This is a genomic window from Ruegeria atlantica, from assembly GCF_001458195.1.
Lineage (GTDB): Bacteria > Pseudomonadota > Alphaproteobacteria > Rhodobacterales > Rhodobacteraceae > Ruegeria > Ruegeria atlantica.
The window spans coordinates 487,231-504,187 of record NZ_CYPU01000039.1; the positions used below are offsets into that span (position 1 = coordinate 487,231).

15 protein-coding genes and 3 tRNA genes are annotated in these 16,957 nt (G+C 56.2%); 8 read left to right on the forward strand and 10 right to left on the reverse strand.

The window, feature by feature from the left end; translation table 11 throughout:
* Positions 1-2: 2 nt before the first annotated feature.
* Positions 3-752 (reverse strand): triose-phosphate isomerase, encoded by a 750-nt coding sequence (gene tpiA / locus RUA4292_RS12255; RefSeq protein ID WP_058278181.1) that lies wholly within the window; start codon positions 750-752, stop codon positions 3-5.
* Between the two features lie 121 nt (positions 753-873).
* On the opposite strand from tpiA, the gene RUA4292_RS12260 reads away from it, so the two are divergent.
* On the forward strand, positions 874-1,785 hold the full coding sequence (locus RUA4292_RS12260) for an isopenicillin N synthase family dioxygenase (RefSeq protein WP_058277822.1): 912 nt from the start codon (positions 874-876) through the stop codon (positions 1,783-1,785).
* Here RUA4292_RS12260 and RUA4292_RS12265 read toward each other — a convergent pair.
* Complete coding sequence (locus RUA4292_RS12265) at positions 1,782-2,147, reverse strand: HesB/IscA family protein (RefSeq protein ID WP_058277823.1); 366 nt, start codon at positions 2,145-2,147, stop codon at positions 1,782-1,784. The two genes, RUA4292_RS12260 and RUA4292_RS12265, sit on opposite strands and share 4 nt — an antisense overlap.
* 199 nt (positions 2,148-2,346) lie before the next feature.
* On the opposite strand from RUA4292_RS12265, the gene RUA4292_RS12270 reads away from it, so the two are divergent.
* Entirely contained in the window at positions 2,347-2,682 is a 336-nt protein-coding gene (locus tag RUA4292_RS12270) for a hypothetical protein (protein ID WP_145974946.1), read from the forward strand.
* Positions 2,683-2,780: 98 nt separating this feature from the next.
* On the opposite strand, the gene RUA4292_RS12275 is transcribed toward RUA4292_RS12270, so the two are convergent.
* The 3 genes from RUA4292_RS12275 to RUA4292_RS12285 form a co-directional block, all read right to left on the reverse strand.
* Entirely contained in the window at positions 2,781-3,143 is a 363-nt protein-coding gene (locus RUA4292_RS12275; RefSeq protein ID WP_058271500.1) for an SUF system Fe-S cluster assembly protein, read from the reverse strand.
* 98 nt (positions 3,144-3,241) lie between these two features.
* A complete protein-coding gene (locus RUA4292_RS12280; RefSeq protein WP_058277824.1) occupies positions 3,242-3,520 on the reverse strand; it encodes an NfeD family protein in 279 nt (92 codons plus the stop codon).
* Positions 3,520-4,410 carry an SPFH domain-containing protein gene (locus RUA4292_RS12285; protein ID WP_058277825.1) on the reverse strand — a complete coding sequence of 297 codons (891 nt, stop codon included), beginning with the start codon at positions 4,408-4,410 and terminating at the stop codon, positions 3,520-3,522. Before RUA4292_RS12285 ends, RUA4292_RS12280 begins: the two co-directional genes overlap by 1 nt.
* Before the next feature lie 177 nt (positions 4,411-4,587).
* Here RUA4292_RS12285 and RUA4292_RS12290 point away from each other — a divergent pair, with 177 nt between their 5' ends.
* The 3 genes from RUA4292_RS12290 (at position 4,588) to lon (ending at position 9,314) form a co-directional block, all read left to right on the forward strand.
* The gene (locus RUA4292_RS12290; RefSeq protein WP_058277826.1) at positions 4,588-5,499 is read left to right on the forward strand and encodes a nucleoside hydrolase; all 912 of its coding nucleotides are present in this window, start codon (positions 4,588-4,590) and stop codon (positions 5,497-5,499) included.
* A 64-nt stretch (positions 5,500-5,563) separates the two neighbouring features.
* Complete coding sequence (gene tgt, locus RUA4292_RS12295; protein WP_058277827.1) at positions 5,564-6,694, forward strand: tRNA guanosine(34) transglycosylase Tgt; 1,131 nt, start codon at positions 5,564-5,566, stop codon at positions 6,692-6,694.
* A gap of 211 nt (positions 6,695-6,905) precedes the next feature.
* Positions 6,906-9,314 (forward strand): endopeptidase La, encoded by a 2,409-nt coding sequence (lon, locus tag RUA4292_RS12300; protein WP_058277828.1) that lies wholly within the window; start codon positions 6,906-6,908, stop codon positions 9,312-9,314.
* A 52-nt stretch (positions 9,315-9,366) separates the two neighbouring features.
* Here lon and RUA4292_RS12305 read toward each other — a convergent pair whose 3' ends face one another.
* Together RUA4292_RS12305 and RUA4292_RS12310 are read right to left on the reverse strand one after the other, a co-directional pair.
* On the reverse strand, positions 9,367-10,953 hold the full coding sequence (locus RUA4292_RS12305; protein ID WP_058277829.1) for an APC family permease: 1,587 nt from the start codon (positions 10,951-10,953) through the stop codon (positions 9,367-9,369).
* Positions 10,954-11,080: 127 nt separating this feature from the next.
* A tRNA-Val gene (locus RUA4292_RS12310) sits at positions 11,081-11,155 on the reverse strand.
* 211 nt (positions 11,156-11,366) lie between these two features.
* Between RUA4292_RS12310 and RUA4292_RS12315 the strand changes: the two genes are divergently transcribed.
* The 3 genes from RUA4292_RS12315 (at position 11,367) to uvrA (ending at position 14,601) form a co-directional block, all read left to right on the forward strand.
* Positions 11,367-11,443, forward strand: a tRNA-Asp gene (locus tag RUA4292_RS12315).
* Positions 11,444-11,489: 46 nt separating this feature from the next.
* Positions 11,490-11,566 (forward strand) — tRNA-Asp (locus RUA4292_RS12320).
* Between the two features lie 176 nt (positions 11,567-11,742).
* Positions 11,743-14,601, forward strand: a complete 2,859-nt coding sequence (gene uvrA, locus RUA4292_RS12325) for an excinuclease ABC subunit UvrA (RefSeq protein ID WP_058277830.1) — start codon at positions 11,743-11,745, stop codon at positions 14,599-14,601.
* Positions 14,602-14,610: 9 nt separating this feature from the next.
* On the opposite strand, the gene RUA4292_RS12330 is transcribed toward uvrA, so the two are convergent.
* From RUA4292_RS12330 to RUA4292_RS12340, 3 genes are all read right to left on the reverse strand, one after another.
* Positions 14,611-14,880 carry an excinuclease ABC subunit A gene (locus tag RUA4292_RS12330; protein WP_233493428.1) on the reverse strand — a complete coding sequence of 90 codons (270 nt, stop codon included), beginning with the start codon at positions 14,878-14,880 and terminating at the stop codon, positions 14,611-14,613.
* Between the two features lie 160 nt (positions 14,881-15,040).
* Positions 15,041-15,913, reverse strand: coding sequence for a 3-hydroxyisobutyrate dehydrogenase (mmsB, locus tag RUA4292_RS12335; RefSeq protein WP_058277831.1), 873 nt, complete (start codon positions 15,911-15,913; stop codon positions 15,041-15,043).
* Between the two features lie 3 nt (positions 15,914-15,916).
* A complete protein-coding gene (locus tag RUA4292_RS12340; protein WP_058277832.1) occupies positions 15,917-16,957 on the reverse strand; it encodes an enoyl-CoA hydratase/isomerase family protein in 1,041 nt (346 codons plus the stop codon).

A 16,957-nucleotide genomic window follows, 5' to 3' on the forward strand; every position in this document is an offset into this window, starting at 1 on the left:
CCTCAGGCCTTTTGCAGGGCGTCGATAATGCCAGAAAAGTCTTCGGCTTTCAGGCTTGCCCCGCCCACCAGCGCCCCGTCGACGTTGGAGACTGCAAAGATTTCGGCCGCGTTGCCCGGTTTGACCGAACCGCCATAAAGTAACCGGACCGAGCGGCCGACACCTTCGCCAAATCGACGCTCAAGCCGGGCGCGGATGAAGTCGTGCACTTCTCCGATCTCGTCCAGTGTGGGGACCTTGCCGGTGCCAATGGCCCAGATCGGTTCATAGGCGACAACCAGGTTCTCACCGGTCGACTGATCCGGGATCGAGCCGGACATCTGACCGCCGATGATGTCCAAAGTGTTCGCAGCCTCGCGCTGTTCCAGGCTTTCGCCGACGCAAATGATGGCTTTCAGACCCGTGTCCATCGCAGCGCGGGCTTTGGCGCGAACATCGTCGTTTTGCTCACCATGATCCTCGCGCCGTTCGGAATGGCCAAGAATGACCGCGCTTGCCCCTGCATCAATCAGCATCTGGGCGCTGACATCGCCTGTATGCGCGCCGGATTCGGCCGCGTGGCAGTCCTGTCCACCGACCGAAATTCCGGTGTCTTTTACCGTTTCTGCCGCCCGGTGCAGCAAGGTCGCGGGGAGGCAAATCAGAACATCCACTGATGCGTCAGGAAACGACCCGGCTAGCGACTGAAGCTCGGGCAATGCAGCCGCAGTTCCGTTCATTTTCCAGTTTCCAGCCGCCAGCTTGCGCCGCATAACGCGTACCCCCAAATAAGTCGTTGTTTGCTCATCGGATAGCACCACCAGCCGAGCCTGACAATTCCGGTTGCAAAGGTCCGACCACAACGGCAGGTTCCGCGGTATTGTGGAGGGCGGCATGATCGACGATCTGGATCTGAGAAAACTGGATGAACGCGAGGCTTCAGAGATGGCAATGCTGCAGCATGCCATTGGTGAAGTTGGGTTTTTAACGGTATCGAACACCGGGTTGAACCCCGATCAAGTCCGAAACGTGATCGAGGCGTATCGCGACTTCTTCCATTTGCCGGACGTCCAGAAAAAAACCGTTGATATGGCGATGACGGGTTCAAACCGAGGGTGGGGCGCGCCGCGATCAGAACAGGTCGACCCCAAGGCCAATCCGGATTTCAAGGAAGTGTTCGACTGTGGTTTCGAATTGCCTGCGGGAAATTCTTATGCCGGAAAAGGGCTCAGTGTGTATGCTCCGAACCTGTGGCCGAATAGTCCTGTAGAATTTCAAAGTATTATCAGAGCTTACTACATTGACGCTTGCAATGTGGCGATGCGCGTTCTTCGGGCCATTGCGGTCGCTTTGGGCCGGGATAAACTCAGTTTTGATCGTGCCTTTGACACGCCAATGGCCCTATTGCGCGGGAACTACTATCCAGAACGCCCGGCATGGGCAGGTGATCGGGATTTTGGCATCGGGGCGCACACTGACTATGGGTGTCTGACATTGCTGGCCACGGACGGGGTCTCAGGACTAGAGGTCCGCATGCCAGATAACAGCTGGCAACCTGTCTCTGCGGCGCCTGGTACATTCATCATCAACTTTGGAGAGATGCTGGAATTCTGGACCGCCGGAAAAGTCAAAGCCACCGAACACCGCGTCATAGGCGGGACGCAAGAACGCATTTCGGTCCCACTGTTCTTTAACCCGTCCTACGACACCAACGTTGCTCCGCCAAGCTCAGGCAAAACGATCAGCGCAGGTGACCATCTTACGCGGCGCTACAACGAAACCTATCTGCACCTGCAGGCGACTTAGTTTTGTGTGGAAAGCGTCTCGTCAAATTTGATGGATTCGCCGCAACCGCAAGCGTCCACAACATTCGGGTTGCGGAACTTGAACCCGGCCTCCAGAAGCGAGACCTCATAGTCGATTTCAGTTCCGAACAAGAACATCTGCGCCATTGGCGCGATCATGATGCGGGCACCGTCCTGTTCGACCACTTCGTCGTTGGTATCGGCTTCATCCACGTAGTCCATGGTGTATTCCATGCCAGCGCAGCCGCCTTTCTTGACGCCAATGCGCAACCCGGCATGACCGCCGGACGCCATCAGGCGTGCGATCTGCTCGGCCGCTTTGGTCGTCATTGTCACGGCCTGTTTGCCGGGAATGCCAAACATGGTGGTCTCCGTTGCGCTACGTTATCCCCAATCTAGGGCCGAGAGGCGTCAGGCTCAAGACATAGCAGACCTGCTGACCTAAGTTTTACCGACGGTGACGCTACCAAACGACCAATTGCCACAGCAAACTTGCGTCTCTCAAGGTCTTCGCCTTAGCCTTACGGTTGTAACAAGATATTTGAGCAAAGGGCGATGGAAGATGGTGAAGATCAGGCATTTCCGCGGAAAAATCATTACGATGCAAGCTGTAGTTGCAGTCATTCTGACCGCGGGCGTGGCGCATGCAACAACGGATGGCGCACGACATCCAGTGAATTGCGCAACCGCCGAGGGGGATCTTCGGGCCATCGCCGCAGAAAAGAAGCACGCAGAAGACCAGCAGGCAGAAAGTATCATTGCGATCACTCCTGCCGGTGCATTGCTGGGACTGGTCACGGGAACCGAGCAAAAAAGGCTCAGCATGTTGAATGGCGATTACGTCAAAGAGCTGGATCAACGCGCGGCCGAGATAAAATCGACCTGCGGCGTGGAATAGGCCGCTCGGGCCCTTTGATGCAAAAAGTGCTGCCTCGATTCATGGACAGCCCTTTTTGTTATCCTTCAATGCTTTACTGGGTAAATCTAAGCGAAACTCTACATGAATCCCAGTTCAAGACGTGCTTCGTCTGACATCATCTCCATACCCCAGGGGGGCTCCCATGTCAGCTCGACGTCAACCTCTTTGACGCCAGCGACCGGTTCGATGGCCTCGACAATCCAGCCTGGCATTTCACCGGCGACCGGGCATCCGGGCGCGGTCAGTGTCATGATGACCTTCACCGCGTTTTCCTTGGTGATATCGATCGTATAGATCAGACCCAGATCGTAGATATTCACCGGAATCTCGGGATCGAAGACGGATCTGCAAGCCTCGACCACGGAATCGTAGAGTGGATGATCGATGGTCGAAGGCGCGATCAGCGGCGTACCTTCGAACTGTTCACTTGGATGGGTCATTCGTGCCTCGGGGCTGTTTCCTGAGAAATTATATAGGGAAAGGCTGGGGCAGCGTCCAGTGGTGCGGTGTGGCCCGCTGGACGCTGCGTCGATTTGGATCAATCGTTGATATCGTGGCGGAAGGTTTTTACCTGGCCATGGGGCAGGGCGAACATGCGCCGCAGGATCAGCCAAGCCACCAGTGAAAGACCCGCAAAGAGTAAAAGCAAGACTGCCAGGCTTGGGGCAAAACCGGGGATTATAAGCAAAAGCCCTGTGACCGCCGCTCCAATCGCAAAGCCAAGAAAGATGAACCCTGGCAAGACGATCTCAAGTATGCCCAGAGCCAGCGCTCCGGCCAGCCAGAGCCACCATGTCAGCCAGAAGGGATCAGCCATTACTTTCCTCCTTTCAACATCTTGAAGGCATCGCCAAAGGCCTCAAGCGCATTGGCGGGAACCACGATGGTCTGCGACCCGGTGCCGTTACCCAGCGCGTTCAGGGATTCGACTTGCTTCAAAGCGACCTGATACTGGGCAGCCTCGATACCATTGTCCTGAATGGCCTTGGCGACCACGCCGGTTGCATAAGCTTCGGCCTCGGCCTGGATACGGCGGGCTTTTGCGGTCTGCTCGGCCGCGTAAAGTTCCGCGTCGGCATTCAATTCGACCGAACGTTTTTGACCTTCAGCCTCGGTCACCTGCGCACGGCGGGCACGTTCCGCGTTCAACTGTTGTAGCATCGCATCGCGTGTGGCCTGATCCAGGTTTACATCCAGAATCTCGGCGCGGGTGACTTCGATCCCCCAGTCGTCAACGGCAGTTTCGACGCTTTCCTGAATGCGTTCAATCAGTTGAGCGCGGTTGGACTGCACTTCATCCAGATCCATTTTACCGATTTCGGCACGGACGATACCTGCAACGGTTGTTGCAATCGCTCCGTCGACGTCACGGATGCGGTACACGGTCTTTTCCGGTTCAAGAATACGGTAAAACACCGAAGTATCGATCTGAACCAGAACGTTGTCCTTGGTGATTGCATCTTGCGTCGCATTCGGTAGCTGGCGTTCAAGAATGGATATCTTGTGACGCGCAACATCAAGAAAAGGAACGATAAAGTTGATTCCGGGGCCAAGCACCGAGTGCAGGCGGCCAAAGCGTTCAACCACGTATTTTTCCGACTGAGGCACAATTTTGATGCCTTTGAAAATAACGACGACAATCAGAACTGCCGCAAGCAGGTAAATGATGTTCGATGTTAGCAACCCAATGATCTGTTCTTCGGTCATATCTGTCCTCTGTATTATTGTGTACTATGGTATACACTTGGGGATTGACTCGCCCATTTTCAACTCTGGTATGGCGGGAATGGGGATAGATGCAAATCTCTGAAAACCACAATGTAGCGTGGAATATTTTGAATGTGGCTGCTTTGCATCCGGTTGTGATTGCGCTATCGGGCGGGGATGAAACTGATAATTGATACAGATCCGGGCATCGACGATGCGATGGCCATTGCCTATGCCGCCGCTGCACCAGAAATAGACCTGATCGGCCTGACCACGGTTTTCGGCAACACGCATGTGCACCAATCCAGCCGCAACGCGCGGTTCTTGCTCCATAAACTGGGACTGGACGCGCCAGTGGCTGAGGGGGCGCCGCTTCCAGTTGGTGCGACCACATACGACCCGTCCGAGCACGTGCACGGCCCCGAAGGATTCGGTGATTTGACTGACATCCCGCAGATTGGGGAAAATCACCCCCTGACGGCGGCCGAATTCCTTGTCGAGCAGGCGCGGGAACACAAGGGTGAGCTGGTCGTCTGCGCCATTGGACCGTTGACCAATGTCGCCGATGCCATGCGGTTGGACCCAGAGTTTGCAGGCAACATCAAGCGACTGGTGATCATGGGCGGTGCCGTGTTTTGCCCCGGGAACATCACGGAGCATGCCGAGGCCAACATCTATCACGATGCACAGGCCGCGGATGCAGTGTTCGCGTCTCCGCCAGATACTGTTCTGGTCGGCTTGGATGTCACTCTGAAAACTCTGTACGAGACCGCGGATTTTGATGCATTGGCGGCGCTTTCCGCTGACATGGGCGGTTTCCTGCGCGACATCTCGAAATTTTATCTGAAGTTCTACAAGGATATCGGCGGATTGGAAGGGTGCGGCCTGCACGACTCGACGGCTGTGATTGCCTGTACCCACGAACCCATGTTCGAGATAGTCGAAACCGGGCTTCAGGTTGAGGTAGATGGTCCGCAAATCGGGGCAACCCGACCGGATGCCAACAGACCAACAGTGCGCGTATGCCGGGATGTGGATGGGGCAGGGGTTGTCAGCCTGTTCACTGACCGCGTTGCGTCATTGCCCTGACGGCTTGCAATATCAGCGAAGATCGGGCAATTGCTGCCCGGTTCAGCGACCCTGAGGCATTCACATGACAGACCGTTTCTCATTTGACCTGAAAGCCACGGATGGCAAAGCACGCACCGGGGTAATCCATACTCCACGCGGTGAGGTGCGCACGCCGGCCTTTATGCCGGTTGGCACGGCGGCAACGGTCAAAGCGATGATGCCGGAAAGCGTACGCGCCACAGGGGCGGACATCCTGTTGGGCAACACCTATCACTTGATGCTGCGCCCGACAGCCGAGCGGATCGACCGTTTGGGCGGGTTGCACAAGTTCATGAATTGGGAACGGCCGATACTGACGGATTCAGGTGGGTTTCAGGTTATGTCGCTGGCCGGGTTGCGCAAGCTGACCGAAAAGGGTGTGACCTTCAAATCTCATATCGACGGCTCGCGCCACGAATTGACGCCTGAGCGATCGATGGAGATTCAGCGCCTGTTGGGGTCCGACATCGTTATGTGTTTCGACGAATGCCCAGCGTTGCCCGCTGACCGGGATCGCATTGCCGAGTCGATGCGCCTGTCGATGCGGTGGGCCGAGCGGTCGCGTGACGCTTTCGGGGATCGTCCCGGTCACGCTTTGTTCGGCATTCAGCAGGGCGGGCTTGAGCAGGATTTCCGCGAGGAATCGGCCGAGGCGCTGAAAGAGATCGGTTTCGAAGGTTACGCCGTCGGTGGGCTTGCCGTGGGTGAAGGCCAGGAAGCGATGTTCGACGTGCTGGACTTTGCGCCGGATATGCTGCCGGTCGACAAACCACGTTATCTGATGGGCGTTGGAAAACCGGATGATATCGTTGGCGCTGTTGCGCGTGGCATTGACATGATGGATTGCGTGTTGCCGTCCCGTTCGGGGCGCACAGGGCAGGTATTCACGCGCTACGGCGTGGTGAACATCAAGAATGCCCGCCATTCAGATGACCCGCGCCCGTTGGATGAACACTGCACGTGTCCTGCCTGTACAAACTACTCCCGCGCCTATCTGCACCACGTGTTCCGTTCGAATGAAATGATTTCTGGCATGCTGCTGACCTGGCACAACCTGCATTATTTCCAAGAGATCATGCAGGGGATGCGTGACGCCATCGCCGCTGGAACGTTTGAGGCGTGGCAGGTCGAGTTCCACGCACAGCGTGCGCAAGGCGATATTGAGCCTGTTTGATAGGCGTTTGGTGTTTTGGCGATCAAAATCGCCGAATAGTCCATCAGGTGCCTTGCAGTCCCGAACACCTCAGGTCATTCTCACCATGAGAGATGGCGGTAAGGTTGAAATAGGGCGTTAACTGCCCCACCTTTATCGTCCAAGACAGGAGACGGCCGGGCGTTGCCTCGATGAGGGACCAGAGCCGTCTTGCCAATGATAAGGATAGAGCATGCAAGAGCCCCTGAACTCCTCATACCCAGTGCTGCCGCTGCGCGATATCGTGGTTTTCCCGCATATGATCGTGCCGCTGTTCGTCGGTCGGGAAAAATCCGTCCGGGCGCTGGAAGAAGTGATGCAGGACGACAAGCAGATTCTGTTGTCCAGCCAGATCGACCCAAGCGACGATGACCCAACCGAAGACGGCATCTACCGGTCCGGTGTGCTGGCCAATGTACTGCAATTGCTGAAATTGCCGGACGGCACCGTGAAGGTGCTGGTCGAGGGGCAAGCCCGTGTGATGATCACGGAATTCCTTGAAAACGAAGAATTTTTTGAGGCGCGCGCCGAGTATTTGACCGAAATTCCGGGCGACGTAACGACAACCGAAGCACTGCAGCGCACGGTTGCGGATGAATTCGAGCGTTACGCGAAAGTGCGCAAAAACATCCCCGAAGAAGCGTTGACCGCAGTTGGAGAATCCACCGAACCGGCAAAGCTGGCTGACCTTGTGTCGGGTCATTTGGGGATTGAAGTCGAACAAAAGCAAGACCTGCTGGAAACCCTAAGCGTCAGCGAGCGACTTGAGAAGGTCTATGGCCTGATGCAGGGCGAAATGTCGGTTCTGCAGGTCGAGAAAAAGATCAAGACCCGCGTCAAAACCCAGATGGAGAAGACGCAGCGCGAGTACTATCTGAATGAGCAGATGAAGGCCATTCAGAAGGAACTTGGCGATGGCGAAGACGGCAGCAATGAAGTTGCCGAACTGGAAGCTAAAATCGAAGAGACCAAGCTGTCCAAAGAGGCCCGTGAAAAGGCCGAAGGCGAGCTGAAAAAGCTGCGTAACATGAGCCCGATGTCGGCTGAGGCCACCGTCGTACGCAACTATCTGGACTGGATTCTGGCCTTGCCGTGGGGCACGAAATCCCGCGTCAAAAAGGATCTGGGCCGCGCGCAGGACATTCTGGATGCCGACCACTATGGCCTTGAGAAGGTCAAGGAACGGATCGTCGAATATCTGGCTGTTCAGCAGCGGTCGAAGAAGCTGAAGGGCCCGATTATGTGCCTTGTTGGCCCTCCGGGTGTGGGTAAAACCTCGCTTGGTAAGTCGGTTGCACGTGCGACGGGGCGTGAGTTCATTCGCATCTCGCTGGGCGGTGTGCGTGACGAGTCCGAGATCCGTGGCCACCGTCGGACCTATATCGGTTCGATGCCTGGTAAGATCATCCAGGCGCTGAAAAAGGCGAAGACCACAAACCCGCTCATCCTGCTCGACGAGATCGACAAGATGGGGCAGGACTTCCGTGGTGACCCGGCTTCGGCGATGCTCGAGGTGTTGGACCCGGAGCAGAACAGCACATTCATGGACCACTACCTTGAGGTCGAATACGACCTGTCCAACGTGATGTTCCTGACCACATCCAACAGCTACAACATGCCTGGGCCTTTGCTGGACCGGATGGAGATCATTCCGCTGGCCGGTTACACCGAGGACGAAAAAAGTGAGATCGCCAAACAGCATCTGATCAGCAAGCAGGTGAAGAACCACGGTCTGAAGGCCAAGGAGTTCGAACTGACCGATGACGCGCTGCATTCGATCATCCGCACTTACACGCGGGAAGCTGGCGTTCGGAACTTAGAACGTGAAATAGCCAAGGTGGCGCGGAAGTCGCTGACCAAGATCATCAAGAAAGAGGCTGAATCTGTAACGGTGACGCCAGACAATCTGGATGAGTTCCTGGGCGTGCCCAAGTTCCGCTATGGCCTGGCCGAACAGGACGATCAGGTTGGTGTTGTCACCGGTCTGGCGTGGACATCGGTCGGTGGTGATCTGTTGCATATCGAGGCGCTGAAACTGCCGGGCAAGGGTCGGATGAAGACCACCGGCAAGCTGGGCGATGTGATGAAGGAATCCATCGATGCGGCGTCGTCCTATGTGCGGTCAATTTCGCCTCAGATTGGGGTGAAGCCACCCAAATTCGACAAGATAGACATCCACGTGCACGTGCCGGATGGTGCGACTCCGAAAGACGGGCCTTCGGCTGGTCTGGCCATGGTGACCTCGATCGTATCCGTGCTGACCGGTATTCCGGTTCGTAAGGACATCGCAATGACGGGTGAGGTTTCGTTGCGTGGCAACGCGATGCCGATTGGTGGTTTGAAAGAGAAACTGCTGGCGGCCCTGCGCGGTGGCATCAAGACTGTTCTGATCCCGGAAGAGAACGAAAAGGACCTGGCCGAGATCCCGGACAACGTGAAAGAAGGTCTGAAGATCATTCCGGTAGAGCACGTGTCCGAAGTTCTCAAACTGGCACTGGTACGTGAGCCGGAAGCGATTGAGTGGGATGAGGCCGCCGAAGAGGCTGCCGCAGCCGCTGCGAAGGCCACTGAAAGCGCAAGCCCGTCTGCCACGACGCACTAAGCGATAGGCGATAGACAAAGAAAAGGCGGGGTCTTCCCCGCCTTTTTCCTTTTCAGAAGCCGATAACAGGCTTCTTCGGGTCCAGAACCTCTTCCTCGGCGATGTAAGTTTGAAACTTTTTGGCGGATAGGGAAGATCGGACCGCCAGACCAAAAATGACGATTGAAAACAGAACACACAGCAAAATATCCCAACCAAAGGGGATTTTCTTAAGCGCACCTTCCCCGAACTGTCCCAGGAACGAGATCAAGCCGATCCCTCCGAAATAGGGAACCAGCCACAGGGCCTCGGTCACGTCCATTTCGTTCAACCGATTGTGGAACCGTGCCAGAAGAAGAACAAACCCGACGATCAACGCGATGCCAAGCCGCCAAACGGTGTCCCATCCGCTCCAATAGACGATGAGCGTGGCGACAGCGAAGGCTGTGATGGCCACCACTTTGACAAAGGGAATGCGAATGGACCGCGGGTGGTCCGGCATCAGGCGTCGCAAGCACACAACGGCGATTGGCCCAACGGCAAAAGATACGACTATGGCCGCACCATTCAGGGCAATAACGGTGGTGAACGGGACCGTAAGAAGGAACAGAATTCCAATCAGAAAGTTCAGCGCCAATGCCCACAAGGGCACCCCAAATGCGGACAGTATTTGCAAACGCTTTGGCAGGAACCCGTTCTGTGACAAGGCCATCGCGATACGCGCGTTCGAACCGGTGGACACCAAACCGTTGCCAAAGGGGCCAATGACCGAACCTATGTTCAAAACGCTCAGGAACCAGACGATCCCAACCGATAGGATGACCCCGTCCAATGGCCCCTGACCGCTAAAATTCAGGCTTGCCCAGCCGTTCTTCAGCATCTCCGGGTCAAGCGCGCCGATAAACGCGATCTGTAATCCGACGTAAATGGCCGCACACAGAATAATGGACAGCACCAGCGCCGCAGGAATGGCCACTTTGGGGTTTCGAACCTCACCGGCCATATCGACCACATGGCGGAAACCGATGAAGGAAAAGATGACGCCTCCGGTTGAAACGGCCGCCATGATGCCCTGCAAGCCGTACGGCGCAAAACCACCCGGTTGGGTGAAATTTCCGGTGTCAAATCGACTTGCGATCAGCAGAACCGACAGCACGATAGGAATGGCAATTTTGGCCCATGTCAGCGTCGCGTTGACTTGCGTGAAGAATTTTACCCCCAACGCATTAATGACAACGAACAACAACATAAAAAACAACGCCACGGCGATACCTGCGCCGGTCAAACTGCCCGTATCGGCTGTGTGCAGCCAGGGAGCATAAGGCCCGAGGTACTTCAGCATCGCCTCGACCTCAATCGGGGCGGTGGTGTTGTACCCAATCCAGGCCGTCCACCCCATTGCCATCGAAACGATGTTGCCGTGCGAAAACTGGGGGACGCGGGCGATCCCTCCGGGAATGGGCAGCATGGCCGAGATCTCGGCGAAGGTTATCGCAAGAACGAACATGGCCACCGCGCCAATGATCCACGAAAGGATAGCGGCAGGACCTGCGTGTTGAACTGCGAGGAGGGGGCCGAACAACCAGCCGGAACCGATAATTCCACCGACCGAAATGAAGGTCAGGCCAACAAGGCCAATATCCCTTTTCAATTTGGCCATGCGAAACCCCGTGCTTCAGCGCCGGTTGATCACACGGCAGATGCAGGAACGATACGCAGCTGAAATGCAAGCTGGCAAGCATTGTAATTTCAAGGCCTTAGAAGGCGTTGATTCTGAGGAAGGGGAATGGTGGGTGATAAGAGATTTGAACTCCTGACATCTTCGATGTGAACGAAGCGCTCTACCACTGAGCTAATCACCCGTAGGCGGTGCTGTTACCGCGACTCGGATGGGTTGGCAAGATGGCCGGTTGTGAATTCGGCCCATCCCTTGAAAAGCTGGTTTTCTGTTTCTAAGGGCAGTTGGTCAAATCGGAAAAAATCAGGTTCTGTGAAAAAACTTCAAAACGCCGCTTGACGATGTCGGGGCGTAGCCATAATACACCCAAACGTTCAGCGATGAACAGACAGCGGGCGGTTGTAGCTCAGATGGTTAGAGTACCGGCCTGTCACGCCGGGGGTCGCGGGTTCGAGCCCCGTCAACCGCGCCACTGCTGTCAGCCTAGATTCGGGTTAAGGGATCACGAAAATAGATGCGCGGTTGTAGCTCAGTTGGTTAGAGTACCGGCCTGTCACGCCGGGGGTCGCGGGTTCGAGCCCCGTCAACCGCGCCATTTTCCACAAAGTCAGCGGTAATTTCGTAAATTGTGCCACGCTTCCGCGTGTCAAATGCGATGCTGCTTTGTCGGATCGGCGAATAGATGACAGTTCTTGCTTTGTTCTAACTTTTCTGTTGGAGTTCCAGCGTCGTTCACCTATTTCTAAGACACTTGTGTGTTGGGGGCCAAAAATGGCTGAGCTGAAGAATATCGAAGTGCGCGGAGCGCGCGAACATAACCTCAAAGGCATCGACGTGGACATCCCACGTGATCAGCTTGTGGTGATCACCGGGCTGTCGGGGTCTGGTAAGTCGTCTTTGGCTTTTGACACGATCTATGCCGAGGGCCAGCGGCGTTACGTTGAAAGCCTGTCGGCCTATGCCCGCCAGTTTTTGGACATGATGGAAAAGCCTGATGTGGACCACATCAGCGGCCTGTCACCAGCCATCTCGATTGAACAGAAGACGACGTCCAAGAACCCGCGTTCGACCGTCGGAACGGTCACCGAGATCTATGACTATATGCGCTTGTTATTCGCCCGGTCCGGAACGCCGTACAGCCCCGCTACTGGGCAGCCAATTGAGGCGCAACAGGTTCAGGACATGGTCGACCGCATCATGACGATGGAGGAAGGGACACGCGGATACCTGCTCGCCCCTATCGTGCGCGACCGCAAAGGCGAATACAAAAAAGAATTCCTCGAACTGCGCAAGCAGGGATTTCAGCGTGTGAAGGTCGACGGAGAATTCTACGAACTGGATGAACCGCCGACGCTGGACAAGAAATATCGCCATGACATTGATGTCGTCGTCGACCGGTTGGTCGTTCGCGAAGGGATGGAGACCCGGCTGGCCGACAGTTTGCGTACTGCTTTGGACTTGGCCGATGGTATCGCCGTTCTCGAAACCGCGCCGCGTGAGGGCGATCCGGAACGGATCACGTTTAGCGAGAACTTTGCTTGCCCGGTCAGCGGCTTCACCATTCCCGAAATCGAACCGCGTTTGTTTTCGTTCAACGCTCCGTTCGGGGCGTGTCCGGATTGTGATGGTCTGGGTGTCGAGCTGTTCTTTGACGAACGCCTTGTGGTGCCGGACCAGACCCTGAAACTGTACGACGGGGCGTTGGCGCCCTGGCGCAAGGGAAAGTCGCCGTACTTTCTGCAGACCATCGAAGCGATTGCCCGACACTATGAGTTCGATAAGAACACGCCGTGGAAGGACCTGCCGCCAAAGGTGCAGCAAGTGTTTCTGCGCGGTTCCGGCGACGAAGAAATCCAATTCCGCTATGATGAAGGCGGGCGGGTCTATCAGGTCACCCGCAGCTTTGAGGGCGTGATTCCGAATATGCAACGCCGCTATCGCGAGACTGACAGCGCGTGGATCCGTGAAGAGTTTGAGCGGTATCAGAACAACCGTCCCTGTGGTGCCTGTGAAGGCTATCGCCTACGTCCCGAGGCGCTGGCGGTTAAGATCGCAGGCGCGCATGTCGGGCAGGTTGTTCAGATGTCGATCCGCGAGGCCCTGGCCTGGATCGAAGATGCACCGAACCATCTAAGTGTCCAGAAGAACGAAATCGCGCGTGCCATTCTGAAGGAAATCCGCGAGCGACTGGGATTTCTGAATAATGTTGGTTTGGAATACCTTACGCTGTCCCGCTCAAGTGGTACCTTGTCTGGTGGTGAAAGCCAGCGCATTCGTCTGGCCAGCCAGATCGGATCTGGTTTGACAGGAGTTTTGTACGTTCTGGATGAACCGTCCATTGGCCTGCACCAGCGGGACAACGATCGCTTGCTTGGGACGCTAAAGAACCTGCGTGACCAGGGTAACACAGTGATTGTCGTCGAGCATGACGAGGAAGCAATCCGCGAGGCGGATTATGTTTTTGACATCGGGCCGGGGGCTGGAGTGCATGGTGGTCAGGTTGTCAGCAAAGGCACACCTGATCAAATCGCGGCTGATGCGGCGTCGATGACCGGGCAATACTTGTCGGGAACCCGCGAGATCTCGGTCCCGGCTGAGCGACGCAAAGGGAACAAAAAGAAGGTGACGGTTGTCAAAGCGACCGGGAACAATCTGAAGAACGTGACGGCGGAGTTTCCGCTCGGCAAGTTTGTCTGCGTCACCGGCGTTTCCGGAGGCGGGAAATCGACGCTTACGATTGAGACACTGTTCAAAACCGCTTCGATGCGTTTGAACGGCGCGCGGCAAACGCCGGCGCCCTGCGAAACCATCAAAGGGTTGGAGCATCTGGATAAGGTCATCGACATTGACCAGCGCCCTATCGGGCGAACTCCGCGTTCAAATCCAGCGACTTACACCGGGGCCTTCACGCCGATCCGCGATTGGTTTGCCGGTCTGCCCGAGGCAAAGGCGCGCGGCTATAAGCCCGGACGGTTCAGCTTTAACGTCAAGGGTGGTCGTTGCGAGGCCTGTCAGGGTGACGGTGTCATCAAGATTGAGATGCATTTCCTGCCCGATGTTTACGTCACCTGCGAAACCTGTAAGGGCGCGCGGTACAACCGCGAAACGCTGGAGATCAAGTTCAAAGGCAAGTCTATCGCCGATGTCCTTGATATGACCGTCGAAGACGCGCAGGAGTTCTTTAAGGCCGTGCCGTCGATCCGCGATAAAATGGACGCACTGGCGCGGGTCGGGCTTGGTTATATTAAGGTTGGGCAGCAGGCGACCACACTTTCGGGTGGCGAGGCGCAGCGCGTGAAGCTTTCAAAGGAATTGTCCAAGCGCTCGACCGGGCGGACTTTGTATATTCTGGATGAACCAACCACCGGCCTACATTTCGAAGACGTGCGCAAGTTGTTGGAAGTGCTGCATGAATTGGCCGATCAGGGCAATACGGTCGTTGTGATTGAACACAATCTGGATGTCGTCAAAACCGCCGACCACATCATTGATATCGGCCCTGAAGGCGGCGATGGCGGTGGTGAAATCGTGGCAACCGGGACACCCGAGAATGTGTCCGAGGTCGACCGCAGTCATACCGGCAGGTATCTCAAACCGATGTTGGACGGTGCGCGCGTTGCTGCGGAATAGTGCAGTTCTTTAGTAAAGAATATCAGCCACTGCGCCGATCAGGTTCAGCACCTTTTGCGTTTCGGGGTCGACACGATAAACGTAATCGCCCGAGCGAATGTAGGATCCGCCGCGATTCAGACCATAACGGTAGGGATCGTTGATCCAGCTGTAGTCGTGCGTGATATAGTCGCCCTTTTTGTACAGGTTTTTTACCTGACCCGGCGGAACACAGGGCACTGCTTTTTTTGCCAAGCCTGGCGGGCAATGACCCGCCTTACTCTTTCCGTTCCCTGCCATTGCAGTAGCCGGACTCAATGAAAGCGCGACAATGGTCAAAGTAACAGACAGAATTCGCGACATCATGTTTCCTTTCGCGTTAAAGCGCAGTTAGGAAACAGATGGCTGCTGTTTGTCCGCCGGTCAACTCGATGGGCAGTAAGCTGCCACCCTGTGGCGACTAGCCCCTATTACGCTTTTCAAACCTCGGCAGCATGGCGGAAAAATCCTTGCCCAGCCCGTCTTCGGATTCGACGAATTTCTCATAAAGCGCCGTTGCAACTTGTCCCATGGGCGTGTCTGCGTCCGAACTGTCAGCGGCTTGCTGGCTGAGCCGCAGATCTTTTAGCATCAGTTCGGCCGCAAATCCGGGTTGATAGTCGTTATCCGCCGGGCTGGCAGGTCCAACGCCCGGGGCGGGGCAGTAGGCGTTCATCGTCCAGCTATAGCCCGAGGACGTGCTGACCACATCAAACATCTTTTGCCGGTCTAGCCCAAGCTTGTCGGCCAATGCAAAGGCCTCGCAGGTGGCGATCATGGTTACGCCTAGGATCATGTTGTTGCAAATCTTGGCCGCTTGACCAGCACCGGATTCGCCGCAATGCACAGCTTTCTGACCCATGATGTCAAACAGCGGCGATGCCTTTTCAAACGCCGCGTCGCTACCGCCTGCCATGAAGGTTAGCGTACCCGCTGCCGCGCCGCCGATGCCACCTGACACAGGGGCGTCTACTGCGAGAACGTCCGCTTCCTTTGCCTGCTCAGCGACGGCACGGGCGCTATCGACATCGACCGTTGAACAGTCGATCCAGACCGCACCGGGCACCATGGCGGGAATGATCTCTTTTGCCACCGCCCGCAGGATCTGTCCGTTCGGTAGCATGGTCACGACGATGTCGGCGCCAGTCGCGGCCTCAGGACCGGAGCTGGCCATAGTGACACCCGGGACAGAGACATCCGCCATGTCAAAGCCGCTGACATCATGCCCTGCTTTGGCAAGGTTGGCCGCCATCGGATTGCCCATGTTGCCCAGGCCGATAAACCCGATTTTCATTCCTTAATCCTCCTCAAAAGTCAGCGTGCACGCGCCCAAAGGTTGTAGCATCTTTGAAACAGTGACAGCCGGTACGTTTTGGTTTTGATGGCGCCAACTCGGGTTGCGATCCTTGTCGATGATCTGCGCCCGGATTCCTTCCAGAAAGTCCCCGTGTTCCATCGCGCGATAGGTGAAGCGATACTCCAACTCCAACGCCTTGCGCATGGTCAGGTTTGGAGTGCGGAGACGGTGCAGCATTTCGACCGTGCAAGCCATGGAGAGTGGCGAATTGCTCCCGATCAACCTCAGTGCGTCAGCGGCGGCGTCATTGTTCGAGTTGCGCAGGCTGTTTTGGATGTCTCCAAGAGTTTCGCCCCCGAAATCCGTCTCAATCGCATCTTGCATTGCGACCAACGAGCCTTCGGGCGGCGTGTCGGAATGGCTTTCAAGAATGCTGGCGTCGCCGGATGCTTCAAGCATATCGATCAGATCCGGCCATTGCTGGATCGTAATGTGATGATCTGCGAAACCGGCCAGAATGGCATCGGCTGGCCCCATGCGATGCCCGGTTGTGCCGAGGTATTCACCAAGCCGTCCGGGTGCGAGTGCCAGCATCAGCGTGCTGCCGACATCCGGAACCAAACCGATCGAGCATTCGGGCAGGGCGATTTGCGACGTTTCACCCACGATGCGATGGCTGCCATGGCACCCGATGCCGACGCCTCCACCCATAGTGAAGCCCTGCAGAAAACTGACAACCGGCTTTGGGTATTCGAAGATCAGAGCATTCAAGCGGTACTCATCGCGCCAGAACTTTCGGCCGTATTCAAAATCGCCCTTGGTGGCGGTCTCATAAAGCTCGGCAATGTCACCGCCCGCGCAAAAGGCCTTGTCGCCCTCGGCATCCAGAATGACCAGATCGACCGCGTCATCCTCACGCCAGTTGCGCAAAGCGGTGTCGATGGCCAGGCACATATCATAGCTGAGCGCATTCAGCGCCTTGGTCCGGGTCAGGGTGATACGACCGGCACGGCCTGCTGTGCGAATATAGATGTCTGACAT

Coding starts and splice junctions, on each gene's coding strand:
- RUA4292_RS12290 (WP_058277826.1), top strand. CDS start 4,588: ATGAAACTGATAATTGATACAGATCCGGGCATCGACGATGCGATGGCC.
- RUA4292_RS12270 (WP_145974946.1), top strand. CDS start 2,347: ATGGTGAAGATCAGGCATTTCCGCGGAAAAATCATTACGATGCAAGCT.
- RUA4292_RS12340 (WP_058277832.1), bottom strand. CDS start 16,957: ATGTCAGACATCTATATTCGCACAGCAGGCCGTGCCGGTCGTATCACC.
- RUA4292_RS12275 (WP_058271500.1), bottom strand. CDS start 3,143: ATGACCCATCCAAGTGAACAGTTCGAAGGTACGCCGCTGATCGCGCCT.
- RUA4292_RS12260 (WP_058277822.1), top strand. CDS start 874: ATGATCGACGATCTGGATCTGAGAAAACTGGATGAACGCGAGGCTTCA.
- tpiA (WP_058278181.1), bottom strand. CDS start 752: ATGCGGCGCAAGCTGGCGGCTGGAAACTGGAAAATGAACGGAACTGCG.
- RUA4292_RS12305 (WP_058277829.1), bottom strand. CDS start 10,953: ATGGCCAAATTGAAAAGGGATATTGGCCTTGTTGGCCTGACCTTCATT.
- RUA4292_RS12280 (WP_058277824.1), bottom strand. CDS start 3,520: ATGGCTGATCCCTTCTGGCTGACATGGTGGCTCTGGCTGGCCGGAGCG.
- lon (WP_058277828.1), top strand. CDS start 6,906: ATGCAAGAGCCCCTGAACTCCTCATACCCAGTGCTGCCGCTGCGCGAT.
- tgt (WP_058277827.1), top strand. CDS start 5,564: ATGACAGACCGTTTCTCATTTGACCTGAAAGCCACGGATGGCAAAGCA.
- mmsB (WP_058277831.1), bottom strand. CDS start 15,913: ATGAAAATCGGGTTTATCGGCCTGGGCAACATGGGCAATCCGATGGCG.
- RUA4292_RS12265 (WP_058277823.1), bottom strand. CDS start 2,147: ATGTTTGGCATTCCCGGCAAACAGGCCGTGACAATGACGACCAAAGCG.
- RUA4292_RS12330 (WP_233493428.1), bottom strand. CDS start 14,880: ATGGCAGGGAACGGAAAGAGTAAGGCGGGTCATTGCCCGCCAGGCTTG.
- RUA4292_RS12285 (WP_058277825.1), bottom strand. CDS start 4,410: ATGACCGAAGAACAGATCATTGGGTTGCTAACATCGAACATCATTTAC.
- uvrA (WP_058277830.1), top strand. CDS start 11,743: ATGGCTGAGCTGAAGAATATCGAAGTGCGCGGAGCGCGCGAACATAAC.